Raw genomic sequence first — 26,308 nt, 5'->3', positions numbered from 1 at the left:
GTTGTTGTGGGCAGTCGCCCGCCGTCGCGGCGGTGCGGTTGGATTGCCCTCATCACAGCGCCTGCCCCGATGCCGAGCAAGCTGTCTATCTGGCTTGGAGACGGGCCTGCCGCCTGAGGTTCGGCAAGTTTTCCTTACATGTTTTCGGCTCGCCGGAGTCGCTGCCCACAACCCCTGCCTGGCGTAACGTTTTCTTGCCAAGGTGGTTCAGTCGGCTGCCAGTCTCGCGGTGAGTTGTAGCGCCGGCGTGGCCAGCAGGCTGTCGAACGGCTGCGGTTTGCCCAGGTGGTAGCCCTGGGCGAAGTCCACGCCGAGTTCGCGCAGGGCCTCCAGCACCTCGGCCGTCTCGACGAACTCGGCGATGGTGCGCTTGCCCATGACGTGGCCGATCTGGTTGATCATCTCGACCATGGCCCGGTCGATGGAGTCGTCGAGCAGGTCGCGGACGAAACTGCCATCGATCTTCAGGTAGTCCACCGGCAGGTGCTTGAGGTACATGAACGAGGACATGCCGGCGCAGAAGTCGTCCAGCGAAAAGCGGCAGCCGAGGGCCTTCAGCTCGTTGATGAAGTGGGTGGCGTCGGCCAGGTTGGCGATGGCCGCCGTCTCGGTGATCTCGAAGCAGATGGCCTGGGGTTGCACCGGCTGGCTGGCCAGCTGCTCACGGATGAAGTCGAGGAAATCGCGGTCGCCGATGCTGGCGCCGGACAGGTTGATCGCGCAGTGCAGCGCCGGCGCGTGCGGGTGCTCGCCATGGAAGCGCGCCAGGGCGGCCAGGGTATGGCGCACCACCCAGCGGTCGATCTGCGGCATCAGGCCGTAGCGCTCGGCGGCCGGGATGAAGGTGCCGGGAGCGATCAGCTCGCCCGCCTCGTCCTGCAGACGCAGGAGGATCTCCACATGACCGCCGTCCTCGCCGCTGCGCAGCGGCACGATGGGCTGGGCGTAGAGGCGGAAGCGGTTCTCCTCCAGGGCCCGGTGGATGCGCTGCACCCAGCTCATCTCGCCGACGCGCTGGGACAGTTCGGAATCGTCCGGCTGGTAGGCGTGCACCCGGTTGCGCCCGCGCTCCTTGGCCGAATAACAGGCCAGGTCGGCGGTGCGCAGCAGCTCCACCAGGCTGGTCTGCCCCGGCGGAATCTGCACCAGGCCGATGCTGGCGCTGACCGAGAACAGCCGCCCACCCCAGACGAAGCGCATCTCCTGCACCGCCTTGCGCAACGCCTCGGCCACGCGCAGGGCGGCCTCGGTCGGGCAGTTTTCCAGGATCACGCCGAACTCGTCGCCGCCCAGACGGGCCAGGGTGTCGCCCTCGCGCAGGTGCAGCTGCAGCTCCTGGCAGACCTTGCGCAGCAGCTCGTCGCCGGCGGCGTGGCCGCAGGTGTCGTTGACCAGCTTGAACTGGTCCAGGTCGATGAACATCAGCGCATGCCGGCCCGCCTGGCGCAGCATGCGCGCCAGCAACTGGGCCAGGCGGTATTCGAACTCGCGGCGGTTGGCCAGGCCGGTCAGGGCATCGTGGCTGGCCTGCCAGGACAGGCTGGCGACGAACTGGCGCTCGCGGGTCATGTCATGCAGCACCATGACCACGCCGCTGACCAGGCCGCGCTCCTGGATCGGCGCGCCGACCAGGTTGACCGCCACCTTGCTGCCGTCCGGGCGCACCACCAGCTTGGCGTAGTCGCCATCCTCCTGGCCGGCGAGGATCTGCTGTACCGGCGAGACGACATTGGCCTCGGAATGCTCGTCGACGATGGAGAACAGCTGATCGAAGGCGCGCCCCTCGGCCTGGGCCAGGGCACAGCCGGTGAGCTGCTCGGCGGCGGCGTTCATGTAGGCGATGCGGCCGTCGCGGTCGAGGCTGATCACCGCATCACCGATGGAGGCGAGGATGGTCTGGGCGCGCTGCTTGACGGCTGCCAGGGCCTGATCGACCTCGGCGCGCTGTATAAGCAGGTGCCGCGTGTGCAGCACCGCCAGGCTGATCAGCAACACCCCGGTGCACAGATTGCCCAGCACCAGCAGCCACAGCACCGCCCGCGAGGCCTCGCCGAGAATCTGCGAGAACTGCTCGGCGGCGCGGGTGGCGCCGAGGTTGACGCCTTCGATCTGCCCGCGCCAGAACGTGCGCTGCACATCCGACGCCGCACCGAGCAGGATCTGCTGCTCGATCTCGCCGGCCAGCAGGGTCAGTTCGAACACGTAGCGATCGCCGCGCTCCCACTGCGCGATGGCACGCTGCAGGTAGCTGAGCTGGCTGAAGTTCTTGTACAGCCAGATCATCGCCTCGATATCGTGCGGATGATTCCTGCCCTGCAGGATGCCGGCCCGGGCCCGCTCCAGATCGGGCTCCGGCTGGTCCATGGCCACGCGGAAGTCGTTATCGCCGAGCGGTACATCAATGGCCTCGTGGTACAGGCGCAGGTGGCGGTCGGAACCGCTCTGCACGTAGAGATCGAGGTAGTGGATGGCATCCTTGAGGCCCTTGGACCACAGGCTCTCGCCGGCCACGTAGCTGCGCACCGCCGAGTGCAGATAAAGACTGCCGCCGGCCAGCAGCGACTGCAGCAGCACCACCAGCACGAAGGGCCAGACCAGGCGCAGTAACTGCGAAGCGATGCGCGCCCGCGGGGCGCCCGTCTCCTGACTCATCGATCCCTGTCTCCCCGGGGGCGAAGCTGGCGGGCATGCCAGGACCGCAATATGGGTACTGGCGTACCAGTCAGGTATAGATGGCTTTCTGCCAGGTCGCCGAGCCCTCAGCTTTCTGCACCAGATGGCGCCGAGCGTTGCCTCACGCGCTGACGAACTGCATGTTGGCGTCGTTGAGCTGATCGGCCACCACGCCGAGCAGGAACACCCGGCTCTGGCTGTCCAGTGTGATCAGCGTGCCGCTGTTGCCGGCGCTGGACTGATAGTCGGCGATACGCAGCGAATCGAAGCTGCTGCGTTGGCCGACGAACACCAGCAGGTCTTCCTGCGGATTGAAGTCCAGCACGCTGTCCAGATCGAAGCTCTGCCGCTCATAGTCCTGCGCGGCATCCCCCGGCCCGCTGAGGCGCAGATCCATGGTGAACTCGAAGCGATCACCGCCCGCTCCGCCGGTGAGCAGGTCGCGACCATCGGCCACGCCACCGGCAGCTATCCCGCCATCGAGCACGTCGTCACCGTCGCCGCCGTACAGCCTGTCGGCACCCGCCCCGCCGTACAGGTCGTCATCGCCATCCCGGCCGACCAGGCGGTTGTCGCCGCCGTCGCCACCCAGGGTATCGGCATGCTCGCTGCCGGAGAGGTACTCAATGCCGACCAGCACATCGCCGTCGGCCTCGCTGTCGTCCACCAGTGCCGATAGCAGCCCCAGTTGCACGCGCACGCCCGAAGCGGCCGCGCCGTAGTCGGCGGCGTCCTCGCCGGAGCCGCCTTCCAGGTAGTCGGCGCCTTCGCCGCCGCGCAGGATATCGTTGCCCCAGCCGCCATACAGGCGATCGTCGCCGGCATTGCCGGACAGCACATCGTAGCCACCCACCCGCTGCGAGTCGCCATGGATGGCGTCGTTGCCGCTGCCACCGCTGATGCGGTCGGCACCGCCCTCGCCGTGCAGCTCGTCATCACCGCCACCACCGCTGATCACGTCGTTGTCATAGCCACCGCGCAACCAATCGCGCCCATTACTACCCGTCAGGTGGTCTGCGCCGAAGCCGCCCCAGGCGTAGCCGGCCGCCTGCAGCAGCAGTGAATCGTCGCCACCACGGCCATACAGCAGAGGCAGTTCGTCATCGCCCATCAGCGTGTCGTTGCTGTCGCCACCGATGACCTGGTCGACCAGCTGACCATCCGGTACCCAGGCGCCGTACAGGAACATCTGTTTGTCATCGTCGTCGCGGAAGAAGAAGCCGCCGACATCGGCCTGGTCCATCCAGAAATTCGGCCCGTCCGGATCATCCTGGGAGAACAGGAAGGCCTGGGCATCGGCCAGCGGAACATCCAGGCCCTGGCTGGTCAGCGTCAGCGTCGGGGCAGCCCAGGGTGTGAAGTCGGCCTCGTCGAGGCCTCCCACTCGCGGCACCGGCAGGGAGAAATCCACTCCCGCGCTGGCATCCAGGGTCAGGGTGCCGCGCCCCGCGCCATCCAGTGCGGCCAGGTAGGCGAGCAGCGCGGCGCCGCTGAGCGCCAGGTGGCCCTCGACCAGCTCTCCCGGGCTGAAGCCGTAGGCGGCGGGATCCATATACTTGTAGCCGTTGCTGTCGCGCAGACCATCCTCGACCAGACCGTAGAAGGTCCAGCCCATGCTGCTGTCGGTAGGCATAGCAAGCTCCTTGCAGTGATCAACCTGACCGGGCTGGCGCATGATCCGTAATGCGCCCGGATGGAATCCTTCATGCACGCCTGAAAGCGCAGGCCAAAGCCCTCGCCAGCGCATTGGACCGATCTCGCAGGCAGAAGCTCGGCGCGTTCCGACGGAAGGTTGGCGCGCATCTGATACGGTTTTTCTCGATAAACCTGAGTCTGTTATCCAAACCGCCCGGCGCGCACAGTTCGCTCAGCCTGATTAGAAGCCCGAGAGGCCCACCATGAGCGAGCGCATACCGGCGCAGATCATCGAAACCATCGACCCGCGCCAACCCCTCCGCCTGACCCCGGCCCAGGCCGGCGGGCCGATCCATACACGCAGTTTCACCGGTCTGTACCGCAACCTGCGCCTGTACGGCGCCGGCCTGCTGTTCCTGATTTTCTTCGGCACCGCCTGGCTGGACTGGGACGGTCGCCAGGCCGTGCTGTGGAACCTGGCCGAGCACCGCTACTACATCTTCGGCGCCACCTTCTGGCCGCAGGATTTCATCCTGCTCTCGGCGCTGCTGATCATCTGCGCGTTCGGCCTGTTCACCATCACCGTGTTCGCCGGCCGCGTGTGGTGCGGCTACAGCTGCCCGCAGAGCGTGTGGACCTGGGTGTTCATGTGGGTGGAGAAAGTCACCGAGGGCGAGCGCAACCAGCGCATCAAGCTCGACGCCGCGCCCTGGGGCCCGGTCAAGCTGCTACGGCGCGGCGCCAAGCACGGCCTGTGGCTGGCGGTGAGCCTGCTCACCGCGCTGACCTTCGTCGGCTACTTCACGCCGATCCGCCCGTTGGCGCTGGAACTGTTCGGCGGCCAGCTGGAAGGCGCCGCGCTGTTCTGGATCCTGTTCTTCACCGCCGCCACCTACCTCAACGCCGGCTGGCTGCGCGAGAAGGTCTGCGTGTACATGTGCCCCTATGCGCGCTTCCAGGGGGTGATGTTCGACAAGGACACCCTGATCGTCTCCTACGACGCAGCCCGCGGCGAGGGTCGCGGCCCGCGCAGGAAGGACAGCGACTACCAGGCCGAGGGCCTCGGCGACTGCATCGACTGCACCATGTGCGTGCAGGTCTGCCCCACCGGCATCGACATCCGCGATGGCCTGCAGGTGGACTGCATCGGCTGCGCCGCCTGTATCGACGCCTGCGACAGCATCATGGACAAGATGGGCTACGAGCGCGGGCTGATCCGCTACGGCTCCGAGCGCGAGATGCAGGGCGGTCGCACCCGCCTGCTGCGGCCGCGCCTGGTCGGTTACGCGGTGGCCCTGCTGCTGATGATCGGCGCCTTCGCCTGGGCCCTGCAGGCCCGCTCGCTGGTGTCGCTGGACGTGGCCAAGGACCGCGGCATGTACCGCGAGAACGCCAGCGGCCAGATCGAAAACGTCTACCGCCTCAAGCTGATCAACAAGACCCAGCAGGCGCAGCGCTACCACCTGCGCCTGGTCGACGGCCAGCCGTTCAGCCTAGGCGGCCCCGGCGACCTCAGTTTGGCCGCCGGCGAGATACTCGAAGTGCCGGTCAGCGTGGCCTTGGTCCACGAGCCGCTGGCCAGCAGCCCGGCGCCGGTGCAATTCGAGGTGGTCAACCAGGCCGATGCCAGCGAGCGCAAAGTGGCCAGCAGCACCTTTATCGCGCCGAGCGGGCGTTGATGGCCGACGCCCGCTCACTGCCCGTAGACTGTGGCGCACCTGCGGCCACAGTCACGGACAAGATGAAGCGCTACGAGCAATTCGCCGACCAGATCGCCGGGCTGATCCGCGCCGGCGTGCTCGCCCCCGGCGAGCGGGTGCCCTCGGTGCGCCACGCCAGCCGCACCTACGGGGTCAGCCCGTCCACCGTGTTCCAGGCCTACTACCTGCTGGAGGATCGTGGCCTGATTCAGGCCCGCGCGCGCTCCGGCTACTTCGTCCGAGAACTGGCCCGCCACCCGCTGGCCGAGCCGCAGGTAAGCGCCACGCCGGCCACCAGCACCGAGGTGGATGTCAGCGAGCTGGTGTTCTCGGTGCTCGGCTCGCTGAAGGACCCGCACACCGTACCCTTCGGCTCCGCCTTCCCCAGCCCGGAACTGTTCCCCCTGCCGCGCCTGGCGCGCTCCATGGCCCACGCCCTGCGCGACATGCCGAGCCACGCGGTGATCGCCGACATGACCGCCGGCAACCCCGACCTGCGCCGGCAGATCGCCTTGCGCTACATGGTTGCCGGCGTGCGCCTGCCGCTGGAGGAACTGGTGATCAGCAACGGCGCCATGGAGGCGCTGAATCTGTGCCTGCAGACGGTGACCCAGCCGGGCGACCTGGTAGCCATCGAGTCGCCGGCCTTCTACGCCACCCTGCAGGTGCTCGAACGCCTCAAGCTCAAGGCCGTGGAGATCCCCGTGCACCCGCGCGAGGGCATCGACCTCGGCGTGCTGGCCGAGCGCCTGCAGCAACTGCCGATCAAGGCCTGCTGGTTCATGAACAGCCTGCAGAACCCCATGGGCGCCAGCCTCGCCGACGCCAAAAAAGCCGAGCTGTACGGGCTGCTGCAGCGACACCAGGTGCCGATGATCGAAGACGACGTGTACGCCGAGCTGTACTACGGCGCGCAGCCGCCGCGGCCGGTGAAGAGCTTCGACGATGGCGGCCTGGTGATGCACTGCGGTTCCTTCTCCAAGAGCCTGGCGCCAGGCTACCGGGTCGGCTGGGTGGCCGGCGGGCGCTATGCCGAGCAGATCAGCCGGCTCAAGCTGATGACCACCATCTCGCCCTCGGTGCCGGCCCAGGCGGCCATCGCCGACTACCTGCAGCACGGCGGCTACGACCGTCACCTGCGCAAACTGCGCATCGCTCTGGAGACCCAGCAGGCGGCCATGCTCGCCTCCGCCGCGCGGCACTTCCCGGCGGAGACCCGGGTCACCCGCCCCAGCGGCGGCTACTTCCTGTGGTTCGAGTTTCCCCAGCGGGTCGACTCGCTGCAGCTGTTCCAGCTCGCCCTGGCCCAGGGCATCAGCCTGGCGCCGGGACCGATCTTCTCCGCCACCCGGCGCTTCCGCCATTGCGCGCGACTGAACCATGGCCACCCCTGGGATGCCCAAAGCGAGAGGGCGATGGAAGTGCTCGGGCGCATCCTCGCCTCGTTCTAGAGCCCGGCGGCTATGCTGCGGATAGGCAGCGGGCCCGCCATCGGCGATACTGGCAACGCGCCATCAATACAAGGAAAGACCGCATGAGCAGCGACACCGAAGCCGTCAGCACCGACGAGCTCCTCACCGACCAGCAACGCATCGAGAAGCTGGAGAAGGCCGGCAAGCTCAATCGCCTGCTGATCTTCGGCCTGGCCGGCGCGCTGCTGCTGACCCTGCTCACCTGGCTACTGGTCGCCCTGCTCTCCTCCTCCGCCGAGGAAGCCGCGGAAGACCAGGCCCAGCTGGCCAGCCTGGCCAGCGTCGAAGCCCTGCAGAAAGAGCTCGGCGCCCTGCAGCTGCAAATCGCCCCGCTGCAACAGCAAATCAAGGACCAGCAGAAATTGATCTTGCTGCAGGCCCAGCAGCAGATCGCCGCGCCGACCGAGGCAGAAGCTCCGGCCGCCGCCAGCGAGACCCGCGAGCAGGATCGCGAGAACGTGCGGATGGTGGCGCGCACCCTGATCGGCCAGGAGAACAACTACCAGCAGACCCTCACCGCGCTGAAGGAAGGCATGCGCGAACTGGCCGGCATGACGCCGGGCTCGCGCAGCTGGCTGGAGTTCTACGAGGAGTCGCTGGCCAAGCCGATGGCCGACAGCCAGGCGCGGGTCAAGGCGCTGCAGAAGTGGTCCGCCGACGCCGAGTGAGCCGCGCCTGACTCAGTCGTGCGGGTGGCCGTCGAGCTCGCGTTCCTCATGGTTGGCGAAGGCCTTGTCCAGCCCCAGTGCCCCGGCGATGGCGGCCGGTGTGCTGGCTACCACATCCATCGCCTTGGCCAGGCCGCTGGTCTCATCGGAGCGGGCGGCCGCCGAAGTCGCCGCGCCGTGGCCCTGTCCCTTGCCCTGCCCAACGCCGGGAGCTCGACCCGATCCATGGCCGAGTCCCGGGCCGTGATCGCCGCCGGCCAGACCATGGCCCAGGCCAACACCGACACCACCACCGTGGCCACCGCCATTGCCGCCACCGTGACCGCCGCCATGCCCACCACCATTGCCGCCACCATTGCCACCGCCGCCATCGCGGGCGTAGGCGGAGTCGATCAGCGGATTGAGGTCGGGCGGCACGGCGGCCGCCAGCATCAGGACGCTGGCCGGTATGGCCAGCAGAGTGCCTAGTCTCAACATGGGAACCTCCCGAGGAGCTCCTCAGACAGTTTCAGTCTAGGGTGGCCAGCGACGCGGCCGAAACCACCCGACACAAGGTTGAGACAAGCGCAGCGCGGCTTAGTGCTGCAGGTGGCCGTAGAGCTTGGCGTACAGGCCACCCTCGGCGATCAGCTGCTGGTGGTCGCCGTCCTCGGCAATGCTGCCACCGTCGAACACCAGTACCCGGTCGGCTTGCTTCACCGCGCTCAGGCGGTGCGCCACGATCAGCGTGGTGCGGCCATTGAGGAAACGCCCCAAGGCCTCGTGCAGGGCGTATTCGGTGGCGGCGTCCAGGGCCGAGGTGGCCTCGTCGAGAATCACCACCTTGGGCTCGGCCAGCACCATGCGGGCAATCGCCAGGCGCTGGCGCTGACCGCCGGAGAGACGCACGCCGGAGCGGCCGACCATGCTGTCCAGGCCATCCGGTAGCGCGCGGATGGTGGCCGCCAGCTGGGCGATCTCTAGCGCCTGCCAGCAGGCCTCGTCGCTACGCTCGCGGCCCATGCACAGGTTGGCGCGTACGGTGTCGTTGAACAGCGCCGGGTGCTGCAGCACCACCGCCACGTGCTCGCGCACCCGCTCCAGGCCGATCTCCTCCAGGCTCGAACCGCCGAAACGAATGGTCCCGGCCTGGGCCGTGTAGAGGCCGAGCAGCAGCTGCACCAGGGTACTCTTGCCACCACCGCTGGCGCCGACCAGGGCGACCTTCTCGCCGGGGGCGATGGCCAGGTCGAGGTCATGCAGCACCGGCTCGTCGCGGTAGGCGAAGCTCAGTCCGCGCACCTCGATGCCCACCGTATCACGGCCCTTGAACGGGTCGACCACGCCCGCGTGCTGCGGCTCGTCGGCGCGCGCCAGCAGCTCGTTGATCCGCGTCATCGCGCCGCCGGCGGCGTAGTAGGCGTACTGCAGGCTGAGCAACTGCTCGACCGGGCCGATCATGTACCAGAGGTAGCTGAACACGGCGAGCATCTGGCCGATGGACAGGTCCGAGAGCAGCACGGTGAGCATGGCCGCGGCGCGGAAGATGTCGATGCCAAACTGGAACAGCAGGCCGCTGGTACGCCCGGCCGCGTCGCTCTTCCACTGCGAGGCCACCGCGTAGTCGCGCACCTCGCGGGCACGCAGGCCGAGGCGACCGAGGAAGTAGCCCTGGCGGTTGCCGGCGCGCACCTCCTGGATCGCCTCCAGGGTCTCGGTCAGCGCCTGGGTGAAGCGCGAGGTGCTGTCGTTCTCCAGCTTTTTCAGGTGCTTGACCTGCTTGCCCAGCTGCACGGTGGCGAAGATCACCAGCGGGTTGAACAGCAGGATCAGCAGGGCCAGCTGCCAATGCATCCAGATCAGCACGGCGGCGGTGCCGGTCAGGGTCAGCACGGCCACCAGCACCTTGCTCAGGGTCTCGCCGATAAACTTGTCGAGGGTATCCAGATCGGTGACCAGGTGCGCGCTGACGGTGCCGCCGCCGAGGTTCTCGTACTCGCCCAGGGCGATGCGCTTGAGCCGCTCGATCAGGCGCACGCGCAGGCGGTAGATCACGTCCTTGGACAGGCGGGCAAACAGACGCGCCTGCAGCACGTTGCTGACCAGGGCCCCCAGGCGCAGCATCAGGGTCAGCACCAGCATCAGGCCGATGTAGCCGGCGGCGGTTTCCCAGCCGGCGGGCAGCAGGCGGTCCATCACCTTCAGCGCGGCGTCGCCCTGCTTGAGCAGCACCTCGTCGACCAGCAGCGGCAGCAGCAGCGGAATCGGCACGCTGCACAGGGTGGCGACGAAGGCGATCAGGTTGGCCAGGATCAGGCCCTTGCGATGGCGCAGCGCGAGGCGGCGAATCTCCGCCCAGGTCAAGCGATCAGGCATGGACACGCTGCTCCAGCCAGCGTCCCAGCAGCGGCGCCAGCGCCTCCAGCGGCTGGTAACCATTGGTCAGCAGGGCCAGTCGACCGTCGCGCTCGGCCAGCAGGGTCGGGAAGCCGGAAATGCCGAGGTCCTGCACCCAGGTGAAGTCGGCGGCGGTGGCCTCGGCGGCCTCCACGCTGTCGAAGGCGGCGGCGAACTCGATGCGCGGGATGCCGGCGCGCTCGGCCAGCTCCACCAGCACCTGGGCGCGGGTGACGTCGCGGCCCTCGGCGTAGAAGGCTTCCTGAATCAGCTCCAGCAGCGGCCAGACACTCTGCTCGTCCAGGCCACGGGCGGTGACCAGGGCGCGGCAGGCCGGCTCGGTGTCGTAGACGAAGCCTTCGGGCAGCGCATCGTTGAAGTTGAACAGCTGGCCGGTGCTGGCGTTGACCGCCTGCCAGTGGGAGAGGATGCGCACGCGCATCGCCGGGTCCAGCGCCGCACGCTCGCGGCGCAGACCACCGAGCACCAGCTGCAACGGTACGCCGGCCGCGCCGGCTTGTGCGGCCAGGGCCTGCACCACCGGGGCGAAGCCCCAGCACCAGGAACACATGGGGTCCATCACGTAGAGCAGGCGGTCTGGGCGCACGAGGCGGTCCTTAGTCGGCAGGCGACAGGTGGGAATGGCTGCAGTGTACGTACAGAGCAGCCATTTGGGGCAGCGGTTCAGCCTTCCTGCAGGGCCTTGTAGTTGAAGCCGATCGGGTGCGGCAGGTTGCGCGCCTGGGCGATCTCGATCTGCTTCTGGCGTTCGCGGGCGGCTACACGGGTCTTCTCCGGCAGCGAGTCCCAGCAGTGCGGGCAACTGATGCCCGGCGAATAGTGCTGGCTCTGCCGGTCCTCGACGGAGATCGGGTTGCGGCAGGCATGGCACTGGTCGTAGTCGCCTTCGCTGAGGTCGTGGCGCACGGTCACCCGGTTGTCGAAGACGAAACAGTCGCCCTGCCACTTGGTCTGCTCCTGCGGCACCTCTTCGAGGTACTTGAGGATGCCGCCCTTGAGGTGGAACACCTCCTCGAAACCTTCGCCGAGCATGTAGCTGGAGGCCTTCTCGCAACGGATGCCGCCAGTGCAGAACATGGCGACCTTCTTGTGCTTGGCCGGGTCGTAGTGGGCCTTGATGTAGTCGGGGAACTCGCGGAACGACTTGGTCTTCGGGTCGATGGCGCCCTCGAAGGTGCCGATGGCCACTTCGTAGTCGTTGCGGGTATCGATCAGCAGCACCTCGGGGTCGCTGATCAGGGCGTTCCAGTCCTGCGGCTCGACATAGGTGCCGACGCGCTGGTTGGGATCCACGCCCGGCACGCCGAGGGTGACGATTTCCTTCTTCAGCTTGACCTTGGTGCGATAGAACGGCTGCTCGTCGCAGTAGGATTCCTTGTGGTCGACATCGGCCAGGCGCGGGTCCTGGCGGAACCAGGCGAACAGCGCGTCGATGCCGGCGCGGCTGGCGGACACGGTGCCGTTGATGCCTTCCTCGGCCAGCAGCAGGGTGCCTTTGACGTTGTTGTCGAGCAGGGTTTGCAGCAGGGGTTCACGCAGCGCCTGGTAGTCCGGCAGGGAGACGAACTTGTACAGCGCCGCGACGACGATCTTGTCGGTCATGCGGACTCTCTCCAGTGGTCACCCTCGCAAAGGGCGGACCGGGGATGAAATGAAAGCGCCGGCTGGGGCCGGCGCGGGGGCGATTCTACCGCAGCCACGCGCCCGAGGGCACGCGGGCGGGATCAGTGGTCGTGCTTGCTGCCGCCGCGGCAGGTCGGCGAATCCGGCGCCATGCCCTGCTGCGCCCACTCCTCGGGGGTGTAGGTGTGCAGCGCCAGGGCGTGGAACTGGCCCATCAGCTCGCCGAGGGTGGCGTAGACCTTCTGGTGGCGCTTGACCGCATTGAGGCCGCTAAACGCCGGGCTGACGATCACCGCCTTGTAGTGGGTCTCCTGGCCACGGCTGTGCATATGGCTCTCGTCCAGCACATCCAGGTGTTCGGGTTGCAGGTCACCGAGGGCCTGCTGGATCTTGTCGCGCATGCTCATGTCCGGCACTCCTTACTGCTTGGCGGGTTGCAGTTCGGCGGTCATCTCGCCGAGCAGCTTGTCCACTTCCGGCACGGCCTGCTGCAGGCGCTCCTGGGTCAGCTGGGCGGCGTGGGCCATCAGCTGCGGCATCTGCTCCAGCACCTTGCGCCCGACCGGGGTCTGGTAGAAGGCCAGCAGCTCCTTCAGCTCGGCCTCGGTGAAGGCATCGGTGTACAGGCTGACCAGCTCGGACTCCAGCTTGCCTTTGCCGACCACGCGCTCGATGGCGGCATCGGCCTGGGCCTGGTAGCGCTCCAGCACGGCCTTCTTCGCCTCGCTGCCACCAGCCTGGGCGAAACGCTGGGCGAACATCTGGCGCACCTGCATGTGTGCCGGCACGGCCAGCTTGTCGGCGCGGCTCATCTCGATGAAGCGCTTGGCCTCGGCGGCGTGGCTGGCAGCATCGGCCAGCAGCGGGCCGCTGGCGACCAGCAGCAGGCAGGAAAACAGGGCGCGCAGGCGGGTCATGGGTACATCCTTCAGGAAAATCGCGGGCGGCCATTCTGCGCGCCCGGCTCGCGCCGCTCAAGCGCGCCGCGGCCGGGCAAAAAGCCAGCACTTGCCTCAGGCACCTGCAAATGGGCATGCTTACCATTCTCCCAAGACCCTGCTCAGGGATCGCGCGGGCTAGCCAGGCTGTTTCAACGACGCATGGCAGGCGCCGCAGATCGCCCACAGGCTCTGAGGCCGCACCAGCGCTCGCGGCCCCACACACGGACGTGTCTGATGAACAGCTTCACCAATCCGCTCGCCCCTCTTTCCCAGCCGCTGTGCGATGCCCGAGGCCGCCTGGCCGAAGACGCCGTCGGCTGGTCGCCACGGCCGCGCGTGCACTGCGCCCTGCCTGGCAACCATGGGCGGCGCAAGCGCTGGAATCACTGGTGCATCACCACGCCGGACTGGATGCTGGCGCTGACCTTCGCCGACCTCGACTACCTGGGCTACGGCGCCGCCTATTTCCTCGATCTGCACAGCGGCAAGTCCGCCAGCCGCACCCAGTTGCGCCCGTTCGGCCTGGGCTGCACCCTGCCCGACTCGCCCCTGGATAGCCACGAGTTCAGCCACAGCCACCTGCAGCTGCGCGCCGACGATCGCGGCAGCTCGGTCCGCCTCACCGTGGTGGCGCCGGACATCGGCGGCCAGCCACTGCAGGTGGCCCTGGACATCCAGCGTCCCCCGCACCTGGATTCGGTCAACCTGGTCTGCCCCATGGGCCGCCGCACCTTCCACGCCACCAGCCGCCAGCTCGGCCTGCCGGTCAGCGGCAACCTGCAGCTGGGCAAGCAGCAGTACCTATGCACGCCGGGGCAGAGCTTCGCTTCGCTGGACTTCGCCCGCGGCGTATGGCCGCTGAATAGCCACTGGACCCGCGCCGCCTTCGCCGCCCCAGGTGGCATCGCCGGCAACTTCGGCACGGGCTGGTGCGATTACAGCGGCCTGTCGGAAAACGCCCTGTGGTTCGGCGGCGAACTGCTGCACCTGGAAGAACGCGTAGAGATCGCCCAAGGCTCGCCGAACTCGCTGGAGCCCTGGCGCCTGTCCAGCCCCAGCGGCCAGGTGGACCTGTGCTTCACCCCGCGCCAGCTGCACCAGGCCTGCCCCAAATTCGGCCCCTTCTATGCCGACACCCGCCAGTGGTTCGGTCGTTTCGACGGTCTGCTGCGTGGTCCCCAGGGCGAAAAAGTGCCGGTCAGCAGCGCCTATGGCTGGCTGGGCGCGACCCACGCCCGCTGGTAATACCCGGGCAGGGAACCCGCCTCGGTAGCGGCGGCCTAAACTGCCGGAAACAATCCGGAGAGAGTTCATGAGCCGCATCGAAACCGACAGCCTCGGCGCCATCGAAGTACCCGAAGACGCCTACTGGGGCGCCCAGACCCAACGCTCGCTGATCAACTTCGCCATCGGCGAGCAGCGCATGCCGCTGGCCGTGGTGCACGCCCTGGCGCTGATCAAGAAGGCCGCCGCGCGGGTCAACGACCGCATCGGCGAGCTGCCACCGGAGGTCGCCCGCCTGATCGAACAGGCCGCCGACGAGATACTGGCCGGCCAGCACGACGATCAGTTCCCCCTGGTGGTGTGGCAGACCGGCAGCGGCACACAGAGCAACATGAACGTCAACGAAGTGATCGCCGGTCGCGCCAACGAGCTGGCCGGCAAGGGCCGCGGCGGCAAGAGCCCGGTGCACCCCAACGACCACGTCAATCGCGCGCAGAGTTCCAATGACAGCTTCCCCACCGCCATGCACATCGCCGCCGTGCAGGCCGTGCAGCAACAGCTGCTGCCGGCCATCGCCGAACTGTCCGGCGCGCTGGCGGACCAGTCGACCCGCCACATGCACCTGGTGAAGACCGGCCGTACCCACCTGATGGATGCCACCCCGGTGACCTTCGGCCAGGAGCTGTCGGCCTTCGTCGCCCAGCTCGAATATGCCGACCGAGCCATTCGCGCCGCCCTGCCGGCCGTCTGCGAGCTGGCCCAGGGCGGCACCGCCGTCGGCACCGGGCTCAACGCGCCCAAGGGCTTCGCCGAGGCCATGGCCGCCGAGCTGGCCGCGCTGGCAGGGCTGCCGTTCATCTCGGCGCCCAACAAGTTCGCTGCCTTGGCCGGTCACGAGCCGCTCACCGCGCTGTCCGGCGCGCTGAAGACCCTGGCCGTGGCGCTGATGAAGATCGCCAACGACCTGCGCCTGCTCGGCTCCGGCCCGCGTGCCGGCTTCGCCGAGGTCAAGCTGCCGGCCAACGAGCCCGGCAGTTCGATCATGCCCGGCAAGGTCAACCCGACCCAGTGCGAGGCGCTGTCCATGCTGGCCTGCCAGGTGCTGGGCAACGACGCCACCATCGCCTTCGCCGCGAGCCAGGGCCATCTGCAGCTCAACGTGTTCAAGCCGGTGATCATCCACAACCTGCTGCAGTCCACGCGCCTGCTGTCGGACGGCTGCCGCAACTTCGCCCAGCACTGCGTGGCGGGGATGGAACCGGATGCCCGGCAGATGGCCGAGCACCTGGAGCGCGGCCTGATGCTGGTGACCGCGCTGAACCCGCACATCGGCTACGACAAGGCCGCGGAGATCGCCAAGAAGGCCTACGCCGAGGGCCTCAGCCTGCGCGAGGCGGCGCTGCAGCTGGGTCATCTGAGCAACGAAGAATTCGATACCTGGGTTCGCCCGGAAAACATGCTGGAGTCCGGACAACATGGCTGAGGAAGCGAAGAGTGGCGCCACCCCGTTGGAAGGCGACGGCAAGCGCATCCTGATGATCCTCGGCACGTCGAAGAGCGACAGCCTGTGCCACGCCATCGCCGAGGCCTACAGCAGCGGCGCTCGCGGCGAGGGCCATGTGGTGCGCCAGCTGAAGCTCGGCGAACTGCAGTTCGACCCGATCCTGCGCGAGGGCTATGGCCAGCACCAGGCGCTGGAGCCGGACCTGCTGGAGGCCCAGCGGCAGATCCACTGGGCCGAGCACCTGGTGTTCGTCTACCCGGTCTGGTGGGGCGGCGTGCCGGCGCTGCTCAAGGGCTTCTTCGACCGCACCTTCCTGCCCGGCTTCGCCTTCAAGTACCGCAACCGCTCGCAGCTGTGGGACAAGCTGCTGACCGGGCGCACCGCCGACCTGCTGGTGACCCTGGACACGCCGCCCTGGTACTTCCGTTGGATCTACGGCGCGCCGGCGCACCGCCAGATGGTGCGCACCATCCTCGGCTTCTGCGGCATCAAGACCCGCCGCCTGACCGAGTTCGCCCCGGTGCGCCCCTCCTCCGAGGAACAGCGCCAGGGCTGGCTGCGCAAGGCCGAGAGCCTGGGCGTCAGGGTCTGACGCCAGCGTTTACCTGAGGGCCAGACGCGCCCGCCGCGCCCGCCAGCCGGCCAGCAGCGACGGGCCCAGCGCGGTCAGCGCCGAGCCCAGCACCACCAGCAGCGCACCAGCGTAGCCGAGCAGATTGATCTGCTCCGGCTGCACGTGGTCCGGCCACCAGACGGCGGCCAGGGCCACGGCGACGAAGGTCACCAGTGGGGTGATCGACAGGGTCGCGCTGACCCGCGAGGCCTCCCAATGCGCCAGCGCCTCGGCGAAGGCGCCGTAGGCCACCAGGGTGTTCAGGCAACAGGCCAGCAGCAGCCAGAGCTGCAGCGGGCTGAGCTGCAGCACCTGCAGCGGATGCGCCCAGGGCGACAGCAACAGCGCGCAGGCCAGGTAGATCACCATCATGATCTGCGGCGAGCTCCACTGGGTCAGCAGCTGCTTCTGCGCCAGGCCGTAGAACACCCAGAGAAAGGCCGCCAGCAGGATTACCAGCACCCCGGTGGTGTAGGTGGTTAGCGAGGTCAGCAGCTCTTCCAGGCGCTGGTTGAAGAACAGGCCGAAGCCCAGCAGCAGGATGGCCATGCCGATGCCCTGGCCGAGGCTGAAGGACTCGCGGAACACGAGCAGGCTGGCGACCAGGAACAGGATCGGCGCCATCTGGATCACCAGCTGGGTGGTGCCGGGGCTGAGCATGTTGAGGCCGATCAGGTACAGCACGTAGTTGCTGGTCAGCCCGGCGATGGCCAGCGCCAGCAGGCCCTGGCCACGGCGGCCCAGGGGTGCGAAACGCGGCAGACGCCGGGTGGCGCCCAGCCAGATCAGCAACAGCAGGCCGGAGACCAGCAGGCGATACCAGGTGACGGTGACCGGGTCCATCACCTGCAGCACTTCCTTGAGCTTGATCGGCAGGATGCCCCAGAGCACGGCGGTGGTCAGGGCGAGCAGCAGGCCGAACAGCCAGCGGCCGGAGGAAACGTGCATGACAGCCTCGACAGCGCAACAGCGAAATGGCCCAGCATTCTAGGCCCTGGCCCGCGGCTGCGGCAGCCACAGTTGACCATGCGGACAGAATGCAACTGTGCTGCGCACGCCCGATATGGCTAAAAAATGACCACTTGTCGCATGCCCCGGCTCGCCTGAGGCCAGCCACTACACTCACAACAGTGCACGCTGTTGCAGGAGGCTTCGCCATGTTCGGTCAACGCCATATCGACCCCACTCCCGGCACCCATTACCGGAGCGAGCGGGTCAGCGCGGTCAACGGTCAGTACTTCTTCTCCACCCGCGAGGGCACCCTCGAAGGCCCCTACTTCACCCGTGTCGATGCCGAGCGGGAAATCGCCTTCTATATCCGCCGCATGCGCCAGGCCAGCGACATCATCGAGAGTCGCGCCTTCTAGTCAGTCTTCGGCGAAGGCCCGTTCCAGGGCCTCGTTGATGGTGCGCAGCACCTTCACCCGGGCGAAGCGCTTGTCGTTGGCCTCTACCAGCGTCCAGGGCGCGATCGAGGTGCTGGTGCGGTCGACCATGTCGCCCACCGCATCGCGGTATTCACCCCACTTGTCGCGGTTGCGCCAGTCCTCCTCGGTGATCTTGAAGCGCTTGAAGGCGATCTGCTCGCGCTCCTGGAAGCGCTTGAACTGCTCGTCCTGGTCGATGGCCAGCCAGAACTTCACCAGCACCACGCCGGCATCGCTCAGCTGTTCTTCGAAGTCGTTGATTTCGCCGTAGGCGCGCAGCCAGTCGATCGGCTCGCAGAAGCCCTCCACCCGCTCCACCAGCACCCGGCCGTACCAGGAACGATCGAACACGGTGAACTTGCCGCGCGCCGGAATGTGCCGCCAGAAGCGCCACAGGTAGGGTTGCGCCCTCTCCTCTTCGGTCGGCGCGGCGATCGGCACGATGCGGTACTGGCGCGGATCCAGCGCCGCCGCCACCCGGCGGATCGCGCCACCCTTGCCCGCCGCGTCGTTGCCCTCGAACACTGCCACCAGGGCATGCCGACGCATGCGCTTGTCGCGCATCAGCATGGCCAGGCGCGCCTGCTCGACGGCGAGCATGTCCTTGTACTCGTCCTTCTCCAGGCTTTGCGTCAGGTCCAGGCAGTCCAGCAGGCCACGGTTGTCCAGGCTGGCGATCAGCGGCGCCACATGCGGCTGCGCGGCGCGCGGGCCGGTGTTGCGCAGAGCGGCCTGCAGGCCGTCGAGCAGGATGCGCCCCACCGTCAGGTTGCGATAGCACTCGTCGCTGCCCTCCACCACGTACCAGGGTGCGAAGTCGCGGCTGCTGCGGCGCAACACCCGCTCGCCGTGGTGCACGAACTTGTCGTAGGTCTTCGACTGCTGCCAGTCCAGGGGGCTGATGCGCCAGGCGCGCTGCGGGTCGTCCTGCAGCTCCTTGAGGCGGGTCTTCATGCGTTTCTTGGACAGGTGGAACCAGAACTTGAAGATCAGCGCGCCCTCGTTGCAGAGCATCTGCTCCAGGGCCAGGGCGCCGTCGATGGCCTGGTCCAGCACCGCGTCCTTGAAGTGGCCGTGGACCCGACCCTGCAGCATCTGGCTGTACCAGTTGCCGAAGAAGATGCCGATCTGCCCCTTGGGTGGCAGCTGGCGCCAGAAGCGCCAGGCCGGCGGCCGCGCCAGCTCCTCGTCGGTCTGCACGTCGAAGGTGCTGACCTGGATCAGCCGCGGGTCCATCCACTCGTTAAGCAGCTTGACCGTCTCGCCCTTGCCGGCGCCCTCGATGCCGTTGATCAGGATGATCACCGGGAAGCGCCCCTGCTGCTTCAGCTCGAACTGCGCCTCCAGCAGCGCCTCGCGCAGCGCCGGCACCTCCTTGTCGAAGGTCTCCTCGTCGATTGCATGTCCCAATTCGGCGGACTCGAACATATCCATCTCCCTGCCAAGAATCCGCTCAGCCTAGCGGATTCCCAGCACCCCCGGGCATGTCGTTACAATGCGCCACCTTGCATCCGGATGCGCGCATGACCGATTTCCAGCACGCCCAGCTCGATTGGGACGACCAGGGCCAGCCCCGCTCGCGCCAGTTCGGCGACATCTATTTCGCCAGCCAGGACGGGCTCGGCGAGACCCACCACGTGTTCATCGAAGGCACCGACCTGGCGGCCCGCTGCGCCGCCCTGCCCACCGGCGGACGCCTGATGATCGGCGAGACCGGCTTCGGCACCGGCACCAATTTCCTCTGCGCCTGGCGCCAGTTCGAGCGCAGCGCGCCGGCCGATGCCCAGCTGCATTTCGTCAGCGTCGAGAAATACCCGCTGGCCGCCGCCGACCTGCAACGCGCCCTGGCCCTGTGGCCGGAACTGGCGCCCTGGTCCGCGCAGCTGCTGGAGCAATACGTGGCCATCCACCCCGGCTTCCAGCGCCTGGTGCTGGGCGGCGGCCGGGTGATCCTCACCCTGCTGATCGGCGATGCGCTGCAGATGCTGCCGCAGCTGGACGCGCGCATCGACCTATGGTTCCTCGACGGCTTCGCCCCGGCCAAGAACCCGGAGATGTGGACGCCGCCGCTGTTCCAGCAACTGGCGCGGCTGTCCGCCCCCGGCGCCAACCTGGCTACCTTCACCAGCACCGGCTATGTGCGCCGCGCGCTGAACGACGCCGGCTTCGTCATGCGTCGCGTGCCGGGCTACGGCAAGAAGTGGGAGATCCTGCGCGGCCGCTTCGAGGGTCCCGCCGCTCCGGCAGAAAAGCCCTGGTATGCGCGCCCGCCGCAGCAGCAGCGGCGCGAGGCCCTGGTGATCGGCGCCGGCCTGGCCGGTTGCGCCACAGCTGCCAGCCTGGCCAGCCGCGGCTGGCAGGTCATCCTGCTGGAGCGCCACGACGCGGTGGCCCGCGAGGCCTCGGGCAACCCCCAGGGCGTGCTCTACCTCAAGCTGTCCGCCCATGGCACCGCGCTGTCGCAACTGGTGCTGGCCGGCTTCGGCCATACCCGGCGCCTGCTGCAGCGCCTGCAACCGAGCGACTGGGCGGCCTGCGGCGTGCTGCAGCTGGCCTTCGACGCCAAGGAGGCCGAGCGCCAGGCCAAGCTGGCCGAGGCCTTCCCCACCGACCTGCTGCAGAGCCTGGATCGCCAGCAGGCCGAGGCCATCGCCGGGATCGAGCTGCCGGCCGGCGGCCTGTTCTACCCCGAGGCCGGCTGGGTGCATCCGCCCGCCCTGTGCCAATTGCTGGCCGAGCATCCGAGCATCCGCCTGCTGCCGCACAGCGAAGCGCTCGACCTGCGCCGCGTCGACGGCCGCTGGCAGGCCCTGGACGGCGAACGCCTGCTGGCCGAGGCGCCGGTGGCGGTGCTGGCCGGCGCCGCCGAGGTGCAGCGCTTCGCCGACTTGCCGCTCAAGCGCATCCGCGGGCAGATCAGCCGCCTGCCGCAGACCGCGGCCAGCGCCGCGCTGGGCTGCGTGCTGTGCGCCGAGGGTTACGTGGCGCCGCCGCGCGCTGGCGAGCACACCCTCGGCGCCAGCTTCGACTTCCATGCCGAGGACCTGGCGCCGACCGCCGCCGAGCACGCCGGCAACCTCGATCTGCTGCGGGAAATCTCCACCGACCTGGCCGCACGCCTGGGCGCCGATGCGCTCGCCCCGGAACAGCTGCAAGGCCGCGCCGCGTTCCGCTGCACCAGCCCGGACTACCTGCCGATAGTCGGACCACTGGCCGATCCGGCCGCCTTTGCCGAGGCCTACGCGGTGCTGGGCAAGGACGCGCGCCAGGTGCCGGATGTGCCCTGCCCCTGGCTGGACGGCCTGTACGTCAACAGTGGCCACGGCTCGCGTGGGCTGATCAGCGCGCCGCTGTGCGGCGAACTGCTGGCCGCCTGGCTCAGCGGCGAGCCGCTGCCACTGCCGCGTGCGGTCGCCGAGGCCTGCCATCCCAACCGCTTCGCCCTGCGCCGACTGATCCGCGGCTAGGCCGCCAGGCCGTGATGGCATCGCCGCACATATAACCAAATGGACTAGACCTTTCCGGGAATACGCCTGTCGGAAGCTGTGCCCCTGCCTTGGCAGGGCCATCCCCAACGGCAAAACCGGTAAGGAACCATGTGCGGAATAGCTGGAGAACTACGTTTCGATCACCAACCGGCCGACCTGGCCGCCCTCGCCCGAATCACCCACCACCTGACCCCACGCGGCCCCGATGCCTGCGGCTTCCATAGCAGCGGCTCGCTGGGCTTAGGCCACCGCCGCCTGAAGGTCATGGACCTGGCGCCGGCCTCCGGCCAGCCGATGGTCGACCAGCAGCTCGGCCTGGCCATGGTGTTCAACGGCGCCATCTACAACTACCCGGAACTGCGCGACGAGCTGCGTGCCCTCGGCTACCAGTTCCACTCCGACGGCGACACCGAAGTCCTGCTCAAGGGCTACCACGCCTGGGGCGAAGCCCTGTTGCCGAAACTCAACGGCATGTTCGCCTTCGCCATCTGGGAGCGCGACACGGAGCGCCTGTTCCTCGCCCGCGACCGCCTCGGCGTCAAGCCGCTGTACCTCAGCGACGACGGCACCCGCCTGCGCTTCGCCTCCACCCTGCCGGCCCTGCTGCAGGGCCGCGACATCGACTCGGCGCTGGACCCGGTCGCGCTCGACCATTACCTCAACTTCCACGCCGTGGTGCCGGCGCCACGCACCCTGCTGGCCGGGGTGAAGAAGCTGCCACCGGCCACCTGGCTGCGCATCGAGCGCGACGGTCGGCGCACCGAGCGCCGCTGGTGGCAGCTGGACTTCGGCCCGCGTGCCGATGAAACCGGCCTGCAGCTGGAAGACTGGAGCGAACGGGTACTGGATGGTCTGCGCCAGGCCGTGCAGGTGCGCCAGCGCGCGGCACTGGATGTCGGCGTGCTGCTCTCCGGCGGGCTCGACTCCAGCCTGCTGGTCGGTCTGCTGCACGAGGCCGGCGTGGCCGACCTGGCGACCTTCTCCATCGGCTTCGAAGATGCCGGCGGCGAGCGCGGTGACGAGTTCCACTATTCGGACCTGATCGCCCGCCATTACGGCACCCGCCACCAGCAGCTGCGCATCGCCGAGGCGGAGATCCTCGCCGAGCTGCCGGACGCCTTCCGCGCCATGAGCGAGCCGATGGTCAGCCACGACTGCATCGCCTTCTACCTGCTCGGCCGCGAGGTGGCCAGGCACTGCACCGTGGTGCAGTGCGGCCAGGGCGCCGACGAGCTGTTCGCCGGCTATCACTGGTACCCGCAGGTGGATGGCGCCGCGGACCCGCAAGCCGCCTACCGCGCCGCCTTCTTCGACCGCTCGCGGGAGGAGACCCTGGCCACCCTGCGCCCGCAATGGCATGGCCCGGACTGGGCCGGCGAATTCCTCCGCGAGCACTTCGCCATGCCCGGCGCCGAGGCGGCGGTGGACAAGGCCCTGCGCCTGGACGGCACGGTGATGCTGGTCGACGACCCGGTGAAGCGGGTCGACAACATGACCATGGCCTGGGGCCTGGAGGCCCGCACGCCATTCCTCGACTACCGCCTGGTGGAGCTGGCAGCGCGCATCCCGGCGCGCTTCAAGCTGCCGGATGGCGGCAAGTACGTGCTCAAGGAAGCCGGGCGCAAGGTCATCCCGCACGCGGTGATCGACCGTCCCAAGGGCTACTTCCCGGTACCCGGCCTCAAGCACCTGCAGGGCGCCACCCTGGACTGGGTGCAGGAGCTGCTGCTCGACCCCAGCCAGGACCGTGGCCTGTTCGAACCGGCCATGCTCGACCGTCTGCTCAGCGAGCCGGATGGCCAGCTCACCCCCTTAGGCGGCTCCAAGCTCTGGCAGCTCGCCGCACTCAATCTGTGGCTCAGTGAACAGGGCCTGTGACCGACTCAAGGAGCTTCATCATGCGTGCATCCGCCTACAACCAACGCCTGCAGCGCGGCCAACCACCGTCCTACCAGCGCCTGCAGGCACACCTGGCCAAGGACGGCATCGAGCAGCCGGAGCCGCAGAGCGTGCGCTGCGGCTGGGGCCGCCTGCTGCTGGGCCACACCTACCCGGACGCCGAGGCCCTGGCCACCGCGCTGCTGGAGGAGCGCCCGGGCGAGCGCGACATCGCCCTGTACGTGGCCGCGCCCCAGCAGGTGCTGGCCCAGGCACCGCAGCAGCTGTTCCTCGACCCCTCCGACACCCTGCGCCTGTGGTTCACCGACTACCGCCCGGCGCACTCCAGCTTTCGTGGCTTCCGCATTCGCCGGGTGCAGAACGAGCAGGACTGGGAGGGCATCAACGGCCTGTACCTGCAGCGCGGCATGTTGCCGATCGATACCGAGCAACTGACCCCGCGCGAGGCCGGCGGTCCCGACTACTGGCTGGCCGAGGACGAGGCGGATGGCCGGGTGGTCGGCGCCGTCATGGGCCTCAACCACCGCGAGGCCTTCGCCGATCCCGAGGGCGGCAGTAGCCTGTGGTGCCTGGCCGTGGCCCCGAACTGCCAGCGCCCCGGCGTTGGCGAGGCCCTGGTGCGACACCTGGTCGAGCATTTCAGGGGCCGCGGCCTGAACTACCTGGACCTGTCGGTGCTGCACGACAACGACAGCGCCAAGAGCCTGTACGCCAAACTCGGCTTCCGTGAACTGCCGACCTTCGCAGTGAAGCGCCGCAACGGCATCAACCAGCCGCTGTTCCTCGGCCCGGGGCCGGAGGCGGAGCTCAATCCCTACGCGCGGATCATCGTCGACGAGGCGCGCCGGCGCGGCATCGAGGTGCGCGTGGACGATGCCGAAGGCGGCCTGTTCACCCTGGCCCAGGGCGGCCGGCGCATCCGCTGCCGCGAGTCGCTGTCCGACCTGACCAGCGCAGTGAGCATGACCCTGTGCCAGGACAAGCGCCTGACCCATCGCGCCCTTGAGCGCGCCGGCCTGCGCCAGCCGGCCCAGCGCCTGGCCGGCAGCGCCGAGGAGAACGCCGCCTTTCTCGCCGAGCACGGCAGCATCGTGGTCAAGCCGGTGGACGGCGAACAGGGCCAGGGCGTGGCCGTCGACCTGCGCACGGCGCAGGCGGTGCAGGACGCCATCGAGCGTGCCCGGCGCTTCGACCAGCGCGTGCTGCTGGAGAGCTACCACCGCGGCCAGGACCTGCGCATCGTGGTGATCGGCTACCAGATGGTGGCCGCGGCCATCCGCCACCCGGCCGAGGTGATCGGCGATGGCGTGCATACCATTGGCGCGCTGATCGAGGCGCAGAGTCGCCGGCGCCAGGCCGCCACCAGCGGCGAGAGCCGCATCCCGCTGGACGCCGAGACCCAGCGCACCCTGCACGACGCCGGCTATGACTACTCCAGCGTGCTGCCCGCCGGCACCCGCCTGGCCGTGCGCAAGACCGCCAACCTGCATACCGGCGGCACGCTCGAGGACGTCACCGAGCGCCTCCACCCCACCCTGCGCAAGGCCGCCGTGCAGGCGGCGCGCGCCCTGGACATCCCGGTGGTGGGCCTGGACATGCTGGTGGAGTCCGCCGAGGGCGAGGACTACGTGCTGATCGAGGCCAACGAGCGGGTCGGCCTGGCCAACCACCAGCCGCAGCCGACGGCCCAGCGCTTCATCGATCTGCTGTTCCCGCTCAGCCGCCAGCATCCGTGACCCGAGGAGGCCCCATGCATCGCCTGCCCGAACCCGACCTCGCCTACCTGCGCCAGGTGCTGCTGGAGCTGCTGGCCATCCCCAGCCCTACCGGCTTCACCGACACCGTGGTGCGTTACGTGGCCGAGCGCCTGGAAGAGCTCGGCATACCCTTCGAGCTGACCCGCCGCGGCACCATCCGCGCCACCCTCAAAGGCCGCCAGTCCAGCCCGGACCGGGCGGTGTCGGCGCACCTGGACACCATCGGCGCCATCGTCCGCGAGATCAAGGACAGCGGCCGCCCGGCCCTGTCCCCGGTGGGCTGCTGGTCCAGCCGTTTCGCCGAGGGCAGCCGGGTCAGCCTGTTCACCGACAACGGCGTGCTGCGTGGCAGCGTGCTGCCGCTGATGGCCTCCGGGCACGCCTTCAACACCCAGGTCGACAGCCTGCCGGTGAGCTGGGAGCACATCGAGCTGCGCCTGGACGCCCCCTGCGCCAGCCGCGCCGAGTGCGAGGCGCTGGGCGTGGCGGTGGGCGATTTCGTCGCCTTCGACCCGCTGCCCGAGTTCACCGAGAGCGGCCATATCAGCGCCCGTCACCTGGACGACAAGGCCGGCGTGGCGGCGCTGCTGGCAGCGCTCAAGGCGGTCACCGAAAGCGGCCTGGAGCCGCAGATCGACTGCCATCCGCTGTTCACCATCACCGAGGAAGTCGGTTCCGGCGCGGCGGCGGCATTGCCGTGGGATGTCAGCGAATTCGTCGGCATCGACATCGCCCCGGTCGCACCCGGCCAGCAGTCCAGCGAGCACGCGGTGAGCGTGGCCCTGCAGGACTCCGGCGGGCCCTACGACTATCACCTGTCGCGCCACCTGCTGCGCCTGGCCGCCGAGGGCGAGATCCCGGTGCGCCGCGACCTGTTCCGCTACTACCACAGCGATGCCCAGTCGGCGGTGACCGCCGGCCACGACATTCGCGTCGCCCTGCTGGCCTTCGGCTGCGACGCCACCCACGGCTACGAGCGCACCCATATCGACAGCCTGGCCGCCCTCACCCGCCTGATCGGCGCCTACCTGCTCAGCCCACCGGTGTTTGCCAGCGACGCCAAGCCGGCCCAGGAGCACTCGCTGGAGCGCTTCAGCCACCAGATCGAGCATGACGCGCAGATGGCCAGCGACACCCAGGTACCCACCGTCGAGAGCGTGCTCGGAGCGCGTGGCGAGTCTTCCGACTAAGCTTCAGCGCAGGGCCGCCAAGGCTCTGCGATGCTCTCTTGAAGCCTGGGCGGCAACTAGGCAAAGTGCAGGCAATAACCAATAAGAAGCATGAGGT

Annotated in this window: 21 protein-coding genes; 11 read left to right on the top strand and 10 right to left on the bottom strand. The window is 68.5% G+C overall.

Features of this window, described 5'->3' with window-relative positions; genetic code table 11:
• Window positions 1-207: 207 nt before the first annotated feature.
• Together FFS62_RS05025 and FFS62_RS23530 are read right to left on the bottom strand one after the other, a co-directional pair.
• The gene (locus FFS62_RS05025) at window positions 208-2,652 is read right to left on the bottom strand and encodes an EAL domain-containing protein (protein ID WP_137971700.1); all 2,445 of its coding nucleotides are present in this window, start codon (window positions 2,650-2,652) and stop codon (window positions 208-210) included.
• Window positions 2,653-2,794: 142 nt separating this feature from the next.
• Window positions 2,795-4,306, bottom strand: coding sequence for a calcium-binding protein (locus tag FFS62_RS23530; RefSeq protein WP_305955884.1), 1,512 nt, complete (start codon window positions 4,304-4,306; stop codon window positions 2,795-2,797).
• 265 nt (window positions 4,307-4,571) lie between these two features.
• Between FFS62_RS23530 and ccoG the strand changes: the two genes are divergently transcribed.
• The 3 genes from ccoG (at window position 4,572) to FFS62_RS05005 (ending at window position 8,148) form a co-directional block, all read left to right on the top strand.
• Window positions 4,572-5,987 carry a cytochrome c oxidase accessory protein CcoG gene (ccoG, locus tag FFS62_RS05015; protein ID WP_137971698.1) on the top strand — a complete coding sequence of 472 codons (1,416 nt, stop codon included), beginning with the start codon at window positions 4,572-4,574 and terminating at the stop codon, window positions 5,985-5,987.
• Between the two features lie 62 nt (window positions 5,988-6,049).
• Window positions 6,050-7,459 carry a GntR family transcriptional regulator MpaR gene (mapR, locus tag FFS62_RS05010; RefSeq protein ID WP_137971697.1) on the top strand — a complete coding sequence of 470 codons (1,410 nt, stop codon included), beginning with the start codon at window positions 6,050-6,052 and terminating at the stop codon, window positions 7,457-7,459.
• 83 nt (window positions 7,460-7,542) lie between these two features.
• Window positions 7,543-8,148 (top strand): hypothetical protein, encoded by a 606-nt coding sequence (locus FFS62_RS05005; RefSeq protein WP_137971696.1) that lies wholly within the window; start codon window positions 7,543-7,545, stop codon window positions 8,146-8,148.
• Between the two features lie 12 nt (window positions 8,149-8,160).
• Here FFS62_RS05005 and FFS62_RS05000 read toward each other — a convergent pair whose 3' ends face one another.
• The 6 genes from FFS62_RS05000 to FFS62_RS04975 form a co-directional block, all read right to left on the bottom strand.
• On the bottom strand, window positions 8,161-8,625 hold the full coding sequence (locus tag FFS62_RS05000; protein WP_137971695.1) for a hypothetical protein: 465 nt from the start codon (window positions 8,623-8,625) through the stop codon (window positions 8,161-8,163).
• Between the two features lie 99 nt (window positions 8,626-8,724).
• On the bottom strand, window positions 8,725-10,503 hold the full coding sequence (locus FFS62_RS04995; protein ID WP_137971694.1) for an ABC transporter ATP-binding protein: 1,779 nt from the start codon (window positions 10,501-10,503) through the stop codon (window positions 8,725-8,727).
• Window positions 10,496-11,095 carry a DsbA family protein gene (locus FFS62_RS04990; RefSeq protein WP_371920107.1) on the bottom strand — a complete coding sequence of 200 codons (600 nt, stop codon included), beginning with the start codon at window positions 11,093-11,095 and terminating at the stop codon, window positions 10,496-10,498. Before FFS62_RS04990 ends, FFS62_RS04995 begins: the two co-directional genes overlap by 8 nt.
• 113 nt (window positions 11,096-11,208) lie before the next feature.
• Complete coding sequence (locus FFS62_RS04985) at window positions 11,209-12,147, bottom strand: rhodanese-related sulfurtransferase (protein WP_137971693.1); 939 nt, start codon at window positions 12,145-12,147, stop codon at window positions 11,209-11,211.
• Between the two features lie 122 nt (window positions 12,148-12,269).
• Window positions 12,270-12,575 carry a BolA family transcriptional regulator gene (locus FFS62_RS04980; RefSeq protein ID WP_137971692.1) on the bottom strand — a complete coding sequence of 102 codons (306 nt, stop codon included), beginning with the start codon at window positions 12,573-12,575 and terminating at the stop codon, window positions 12,270-12,272.
• Between the two features lie 12 nt (window positions 12,576-12,587).
• Window positions 12,588-13,085, bottom strand: a complete 498-nt coding sequence (locus FFS62_RS04975; RefSeq protein ID WP_137971691.1) for a DUF2059 domain-containing protein — start codon at window positions 13,083-13,085, stop codon at window positions 12,588-12,590.
• Between the two features lie 258 nt (window positions 13,086-13,343).
• Here FFS62_RS04975 and FFS62_RS04970 point away from each other — a divergent pair, with 258 nt between their 5' ends.
• The 3 genes from FFS62_RS04970 to FFS62_RS04960 all read left to right on the top strand — a co-directional run bounded on the left by FFS62_RS04970 (window position 13,344) and on the right by FFS62_RS04960 (window position 16,429).
• The gene (locus FFS62_RS04970; RefSeq protein ID WP_137971690.1) at window positions 13,344-14,354 is read left to right on the top strand and encodes a DUF2804 domain-containing protein; all 1,011 of its coding nucleotides are present in this window, start codon (window positions 13,344-13,346) and stop codon (window positions 14,352-14,354) included.
• 67 nt (window positions 14,355-14,421) lie between these two features.
• Window positions 14,422-15,816 carry a class II fumarate hydratase gene (locus tag FFS62_RS04965; protein ID WP_137971689.1) on the top strand — a complete coding sequence of 465 codons (1,395 nt, stop codon included), beginning with the start codon at window positions 14,422-14,424 and terminating at the stop codon, window positions 15,814-15,816.
• Window positions 15,809-16,429, top strand: a complete 621-nt coding sequence (locus FFS62_RS04960) for an NAD(P)H-dependent oxidoreductase (protein WP_137971688.1) — start codon at window positions 15,809-15,811, stop codon at window positions 16,427-16,429. Before FFS62_RS04965 ends, FFS62_RS04960 begins: the two co-directional genes overlap by 8 nt.
• Before the next feature lie 9 nt (window positions 16,430-16,438).
• On the opposite strand, the gene FFS62_RS04955 is transcribed toward FFS62_RS04960, so the two are convergent.
• On the bottom strand, window positions 16,439-17,398 hold the full coding sequence (locus tag FFS62_RS04955) for a DMT family transporter (RefSeq protein WP_137971687.1): 960 nt from the start codon (window positions 17,396-17,398) through the stop codon (window positions 16,439-16,441).
• Between the two features lie 209 nt (window positions 17,399-17,607).
• Between FFS62_RS04955 and FFS62_RS04950 the strand changes: the two genes are divergently transcribed.
• Window positions 17,608-17,817, top strand: a complete 210-nt coding sequence (locus FFS62_RS04950; RefSeq protein WP_137971686.1) for a DUF6316 family protein — start codon at window positions 17,608-17,610, stop codon at window positions 17,815-17,817.
• On the opposite strand, the gene pap is transcribed toward FFS62_RS04950, so the two are convergent.
• On the bottom strand, window positions 17,818-19,305 hold the full coding sequence (gene pap, locus FFS62_RS04945; RefSeq protein ID WP_137971685.1) for a polyphosphate:AMP phosphotransferase: 1,488 nt from the start codon (window positions 19,303-19,305) through the stop codon (window positions 17,818-17,820).
• A gap of 95 nt (window positions 19,306-19,400) precedes the next feature.
• On the opposite strand from pap, the gene mnmC reads away from it, so the two are divergent.
• The 4 genes from mnmC (at window position 19,401) to FFS62_RS04925 (ending at window position 26,211) form a co-directional block, all read left to right on the top strand.
• Window positions 19,401-21,344 carry a bifunctional tRNA (5-methylaminomethyl-2-thiouridine)(34)-methyltransferase MnmD/FAD-dependent 5-carboxymethylaminomethyl-2-thiouridine(34) oxidoreductase MnmC gene (gene mnmC / locus FFS62_RS04940; RefSeq protein ID WP_137971684.1) on the top strand — a complete coding sequence of 648 codons (1,944 nt, stop codon included), beginning with the start codon at window positions 19,401-19,403 and terminating at the stop codon, window positions 21,342-21,344.
• A 129-nt stretch (window positions 21,345-21,473) separates the two neighbouring features.
• Window positions 21,474-23,243 carry an N-acetylglutaminylglutamine amidotransferase gene (locus FFS62_RS04935; protein WP_137971683.1) on the top strand — a complete coding sequence of 590 codons (1,770 nt, stop codon included), beginning with the start codon at window positions 21,474-21,476 and terminating at the stop codon, window positions 23,241-23,243.
• 20 nt (window positions 23,244-23,263) lie between these two features.
• Window positions 23,264-25,000, top strand: a complete 1,737-nt coding sequence (ngg, locus tag FFS62_RS04930) for an N-acetylglutaminylglutamine synthetase (protein ID WP_137971682.1) — start codon at window positions 23,264-23,266, stop codon at window positions 24,998-25,000.
• Window positions 25,001-25,014: 14 nt separating this feature from the next.
• Entirely contained in the window at window positions 25,015-26,211 is a 1,197-nt protein-coding gene (locus FFS62_RS04925) for an osmoprotectant NAGGN system M42 family peptidase (RefSeq protein ID WP_137971681.1), read from the top strand.
• Window positions 26,212-26,308 lie beyond the last annotated feature (97 nt).

The organism is Pseudomonas sp. F(2018) (assembly GCF_005508865.1).
Taxonomy (GTDB): Bacteria; Pseudomonadota; Gammaproteobacteria; order Pseudomonadales; family Pseudomonadaceae; genus Aquipseudomonas.
Note: the sequence above shows the minus strand (reverse complement) of the source record. Positions and strands in the feature narration are given on the sequence as shown.

What these genes read in the sequence shown, in the direction of transcription:
- FFS62_RS05025 (WP_137971700.1), bottom strand. Translation starts at nt 2,652, where the DNA reads ATGAGTCAGGAGACGGGCGCCCCGCGGGCGCGCATCGCTTCGCAGTTA.
- FFS62_RS23530 (WP_305955884.1), bottom strand. Translation starts at nt 4,306, where the DNA reads ATGCCTACCGACAGCAGCATGGGCTGGACCTTCTACGGTCTGGTCGAG.
- ccoG (WP_137971698.1), top strand. Translation starts at nt 4,572, where the DNA reads ATGAGCGAGCGCATACCGGCGCAGATCATCGAAACCATCGACCCGCGC.
- mapR (WP_137971697.1), top strand. Translation starts at nt 6,050, where the DNA reads ATGAAGCGCTACGAGCAATTCGCCGACCAGATCGCCGGGCTGATCCGC.
- FFS62_RS05005 (WP_137971696.1), top strand. Translation starts at nt 7,543, where the DNA reads ATGAGCAGCGACACCGAAGCCGTCAGCACCGACGAGCTCCTCACCGAC.
- FFS62_RS05000 (WP_137971695.1), bottom strand. Translation starts at nt 8,625, where the DNA reads ATGTTGAGACTAGGCACTCTGCTGGCCATACCGGCCAGCGTCCTGATG.
- FFS62_RS04995 (WP_137971694.1), bottom strand. Translation starts at nt 10,503, where the DNA reads ATGCCTGATCGCTTGACCTGGGCGGAGATTCGCCGCCTCGCGCTGCGC.
- FFS62_RS04990 (WP_371920107.1), bottom strand. Translation starts at nt 11,095, where the DNA reads ATGTGTTCCTGGTGCTGGGGCTTCGCCCCGGTGGTGCAGGCCCTGGCC.
- FFS62_RS04985 (WP_137971693.1), bottom strand. Translation starts at nt 12,147, where the DNA reads ATGACCGACAAGATCGTCGTCGCGGCGCTGTACAAGTTCGTCTCCCTG.
- FFS62_RS04980 (WP_137971692.1), bottom strand. Translation starts at nt 12,575, where the DNA reads ATGAGCATGCGCGACAAGATCCAGCAGGCCCTCGGTGACCTGCAACCC.
- FFS62_RS04975 (WP_137971691.1), bottom strand. Translation starts at nt 13,085, where the DNA reads ATGACCCGCCTGCGCGCCCTGTTTTCCTGCCTGCTGCTGGTCGCCAGC.
- FFS62_RS04970 (WP_137971690.1), top strand. Translation starts at nt 13,344, where the DNA reads ATGAACAGCTTCACCAATCCGCTCGCCCCTCTTTCCCAGCCGCTGTGC.
- FFS62_RS04965 (WP_137971689.1), top strand. Translation starts at nt 14,422, where the DNA reads ATGAGCCGCATCGAAACCGACAGCCTCGGCGCCATCGAAGTACCCGAA.
- FFS62_RS04960 (WP_137971688.1), top strand. Translation starts at nt 15,809, where the DNA reads ATGGCTGAGGAAGCGAAGAGTGGCGCCACCCCGTTGGAAGGCGACGGC.
- FFS62_RS04955 (WP_137971687.1), bottom strand. Translation starts at nt 17,398, where the DNA reads ATGCACGTTTCCTCCGGCCGCTGGCTGTTCGGCCTGCTGCTCGCCCTG.
- FFS62_RS04950 (WP_137971686.1), top strand. Translation starts at nt 17,608, where the DNA reads ATGTTCGGTCAACGCCATATCGACCCCACTCCCGGCACCCATTACCGG.
- pap (WP_137971685.1), bottom strand. Translation starts at nt 19,305, where the DNA reads ATGTTCGAGTCCGCCGAATTGGGACATGCAATCGACGAGGAGACCTTC.
- mnmC (WP_137971684.1), top strand. Translation starts at nt 19,401, where the DNA reads ATGACCGATTTCCAGCACGCCCAGCTCGATTGGGACGACCAGGGCCAG.
- FFS62_RS04935 (WP_137971683.1), top strand. Translation starts at nt 21,474, where the DNA reads ATGTGCGGAATAGCTGGAGAACTACGTTTCGATCACCAACCGGCCGAC.
- ngg (WP_137971682.1), top strand. Translation starts at nt 23,264, where the DNA reads ATGCGTGCATCCGCCTACAACCAACGCCTGCAGCGCGGCCAACCACCG.
- FFS62_RS04925 (WP_137971681.1), top strand. Translation starts at nt 25,015, where the DNA reads ATGCATCGCCTGCCCGAACCCGACCTCGCCTACCTGCGCCAGGTGCTG.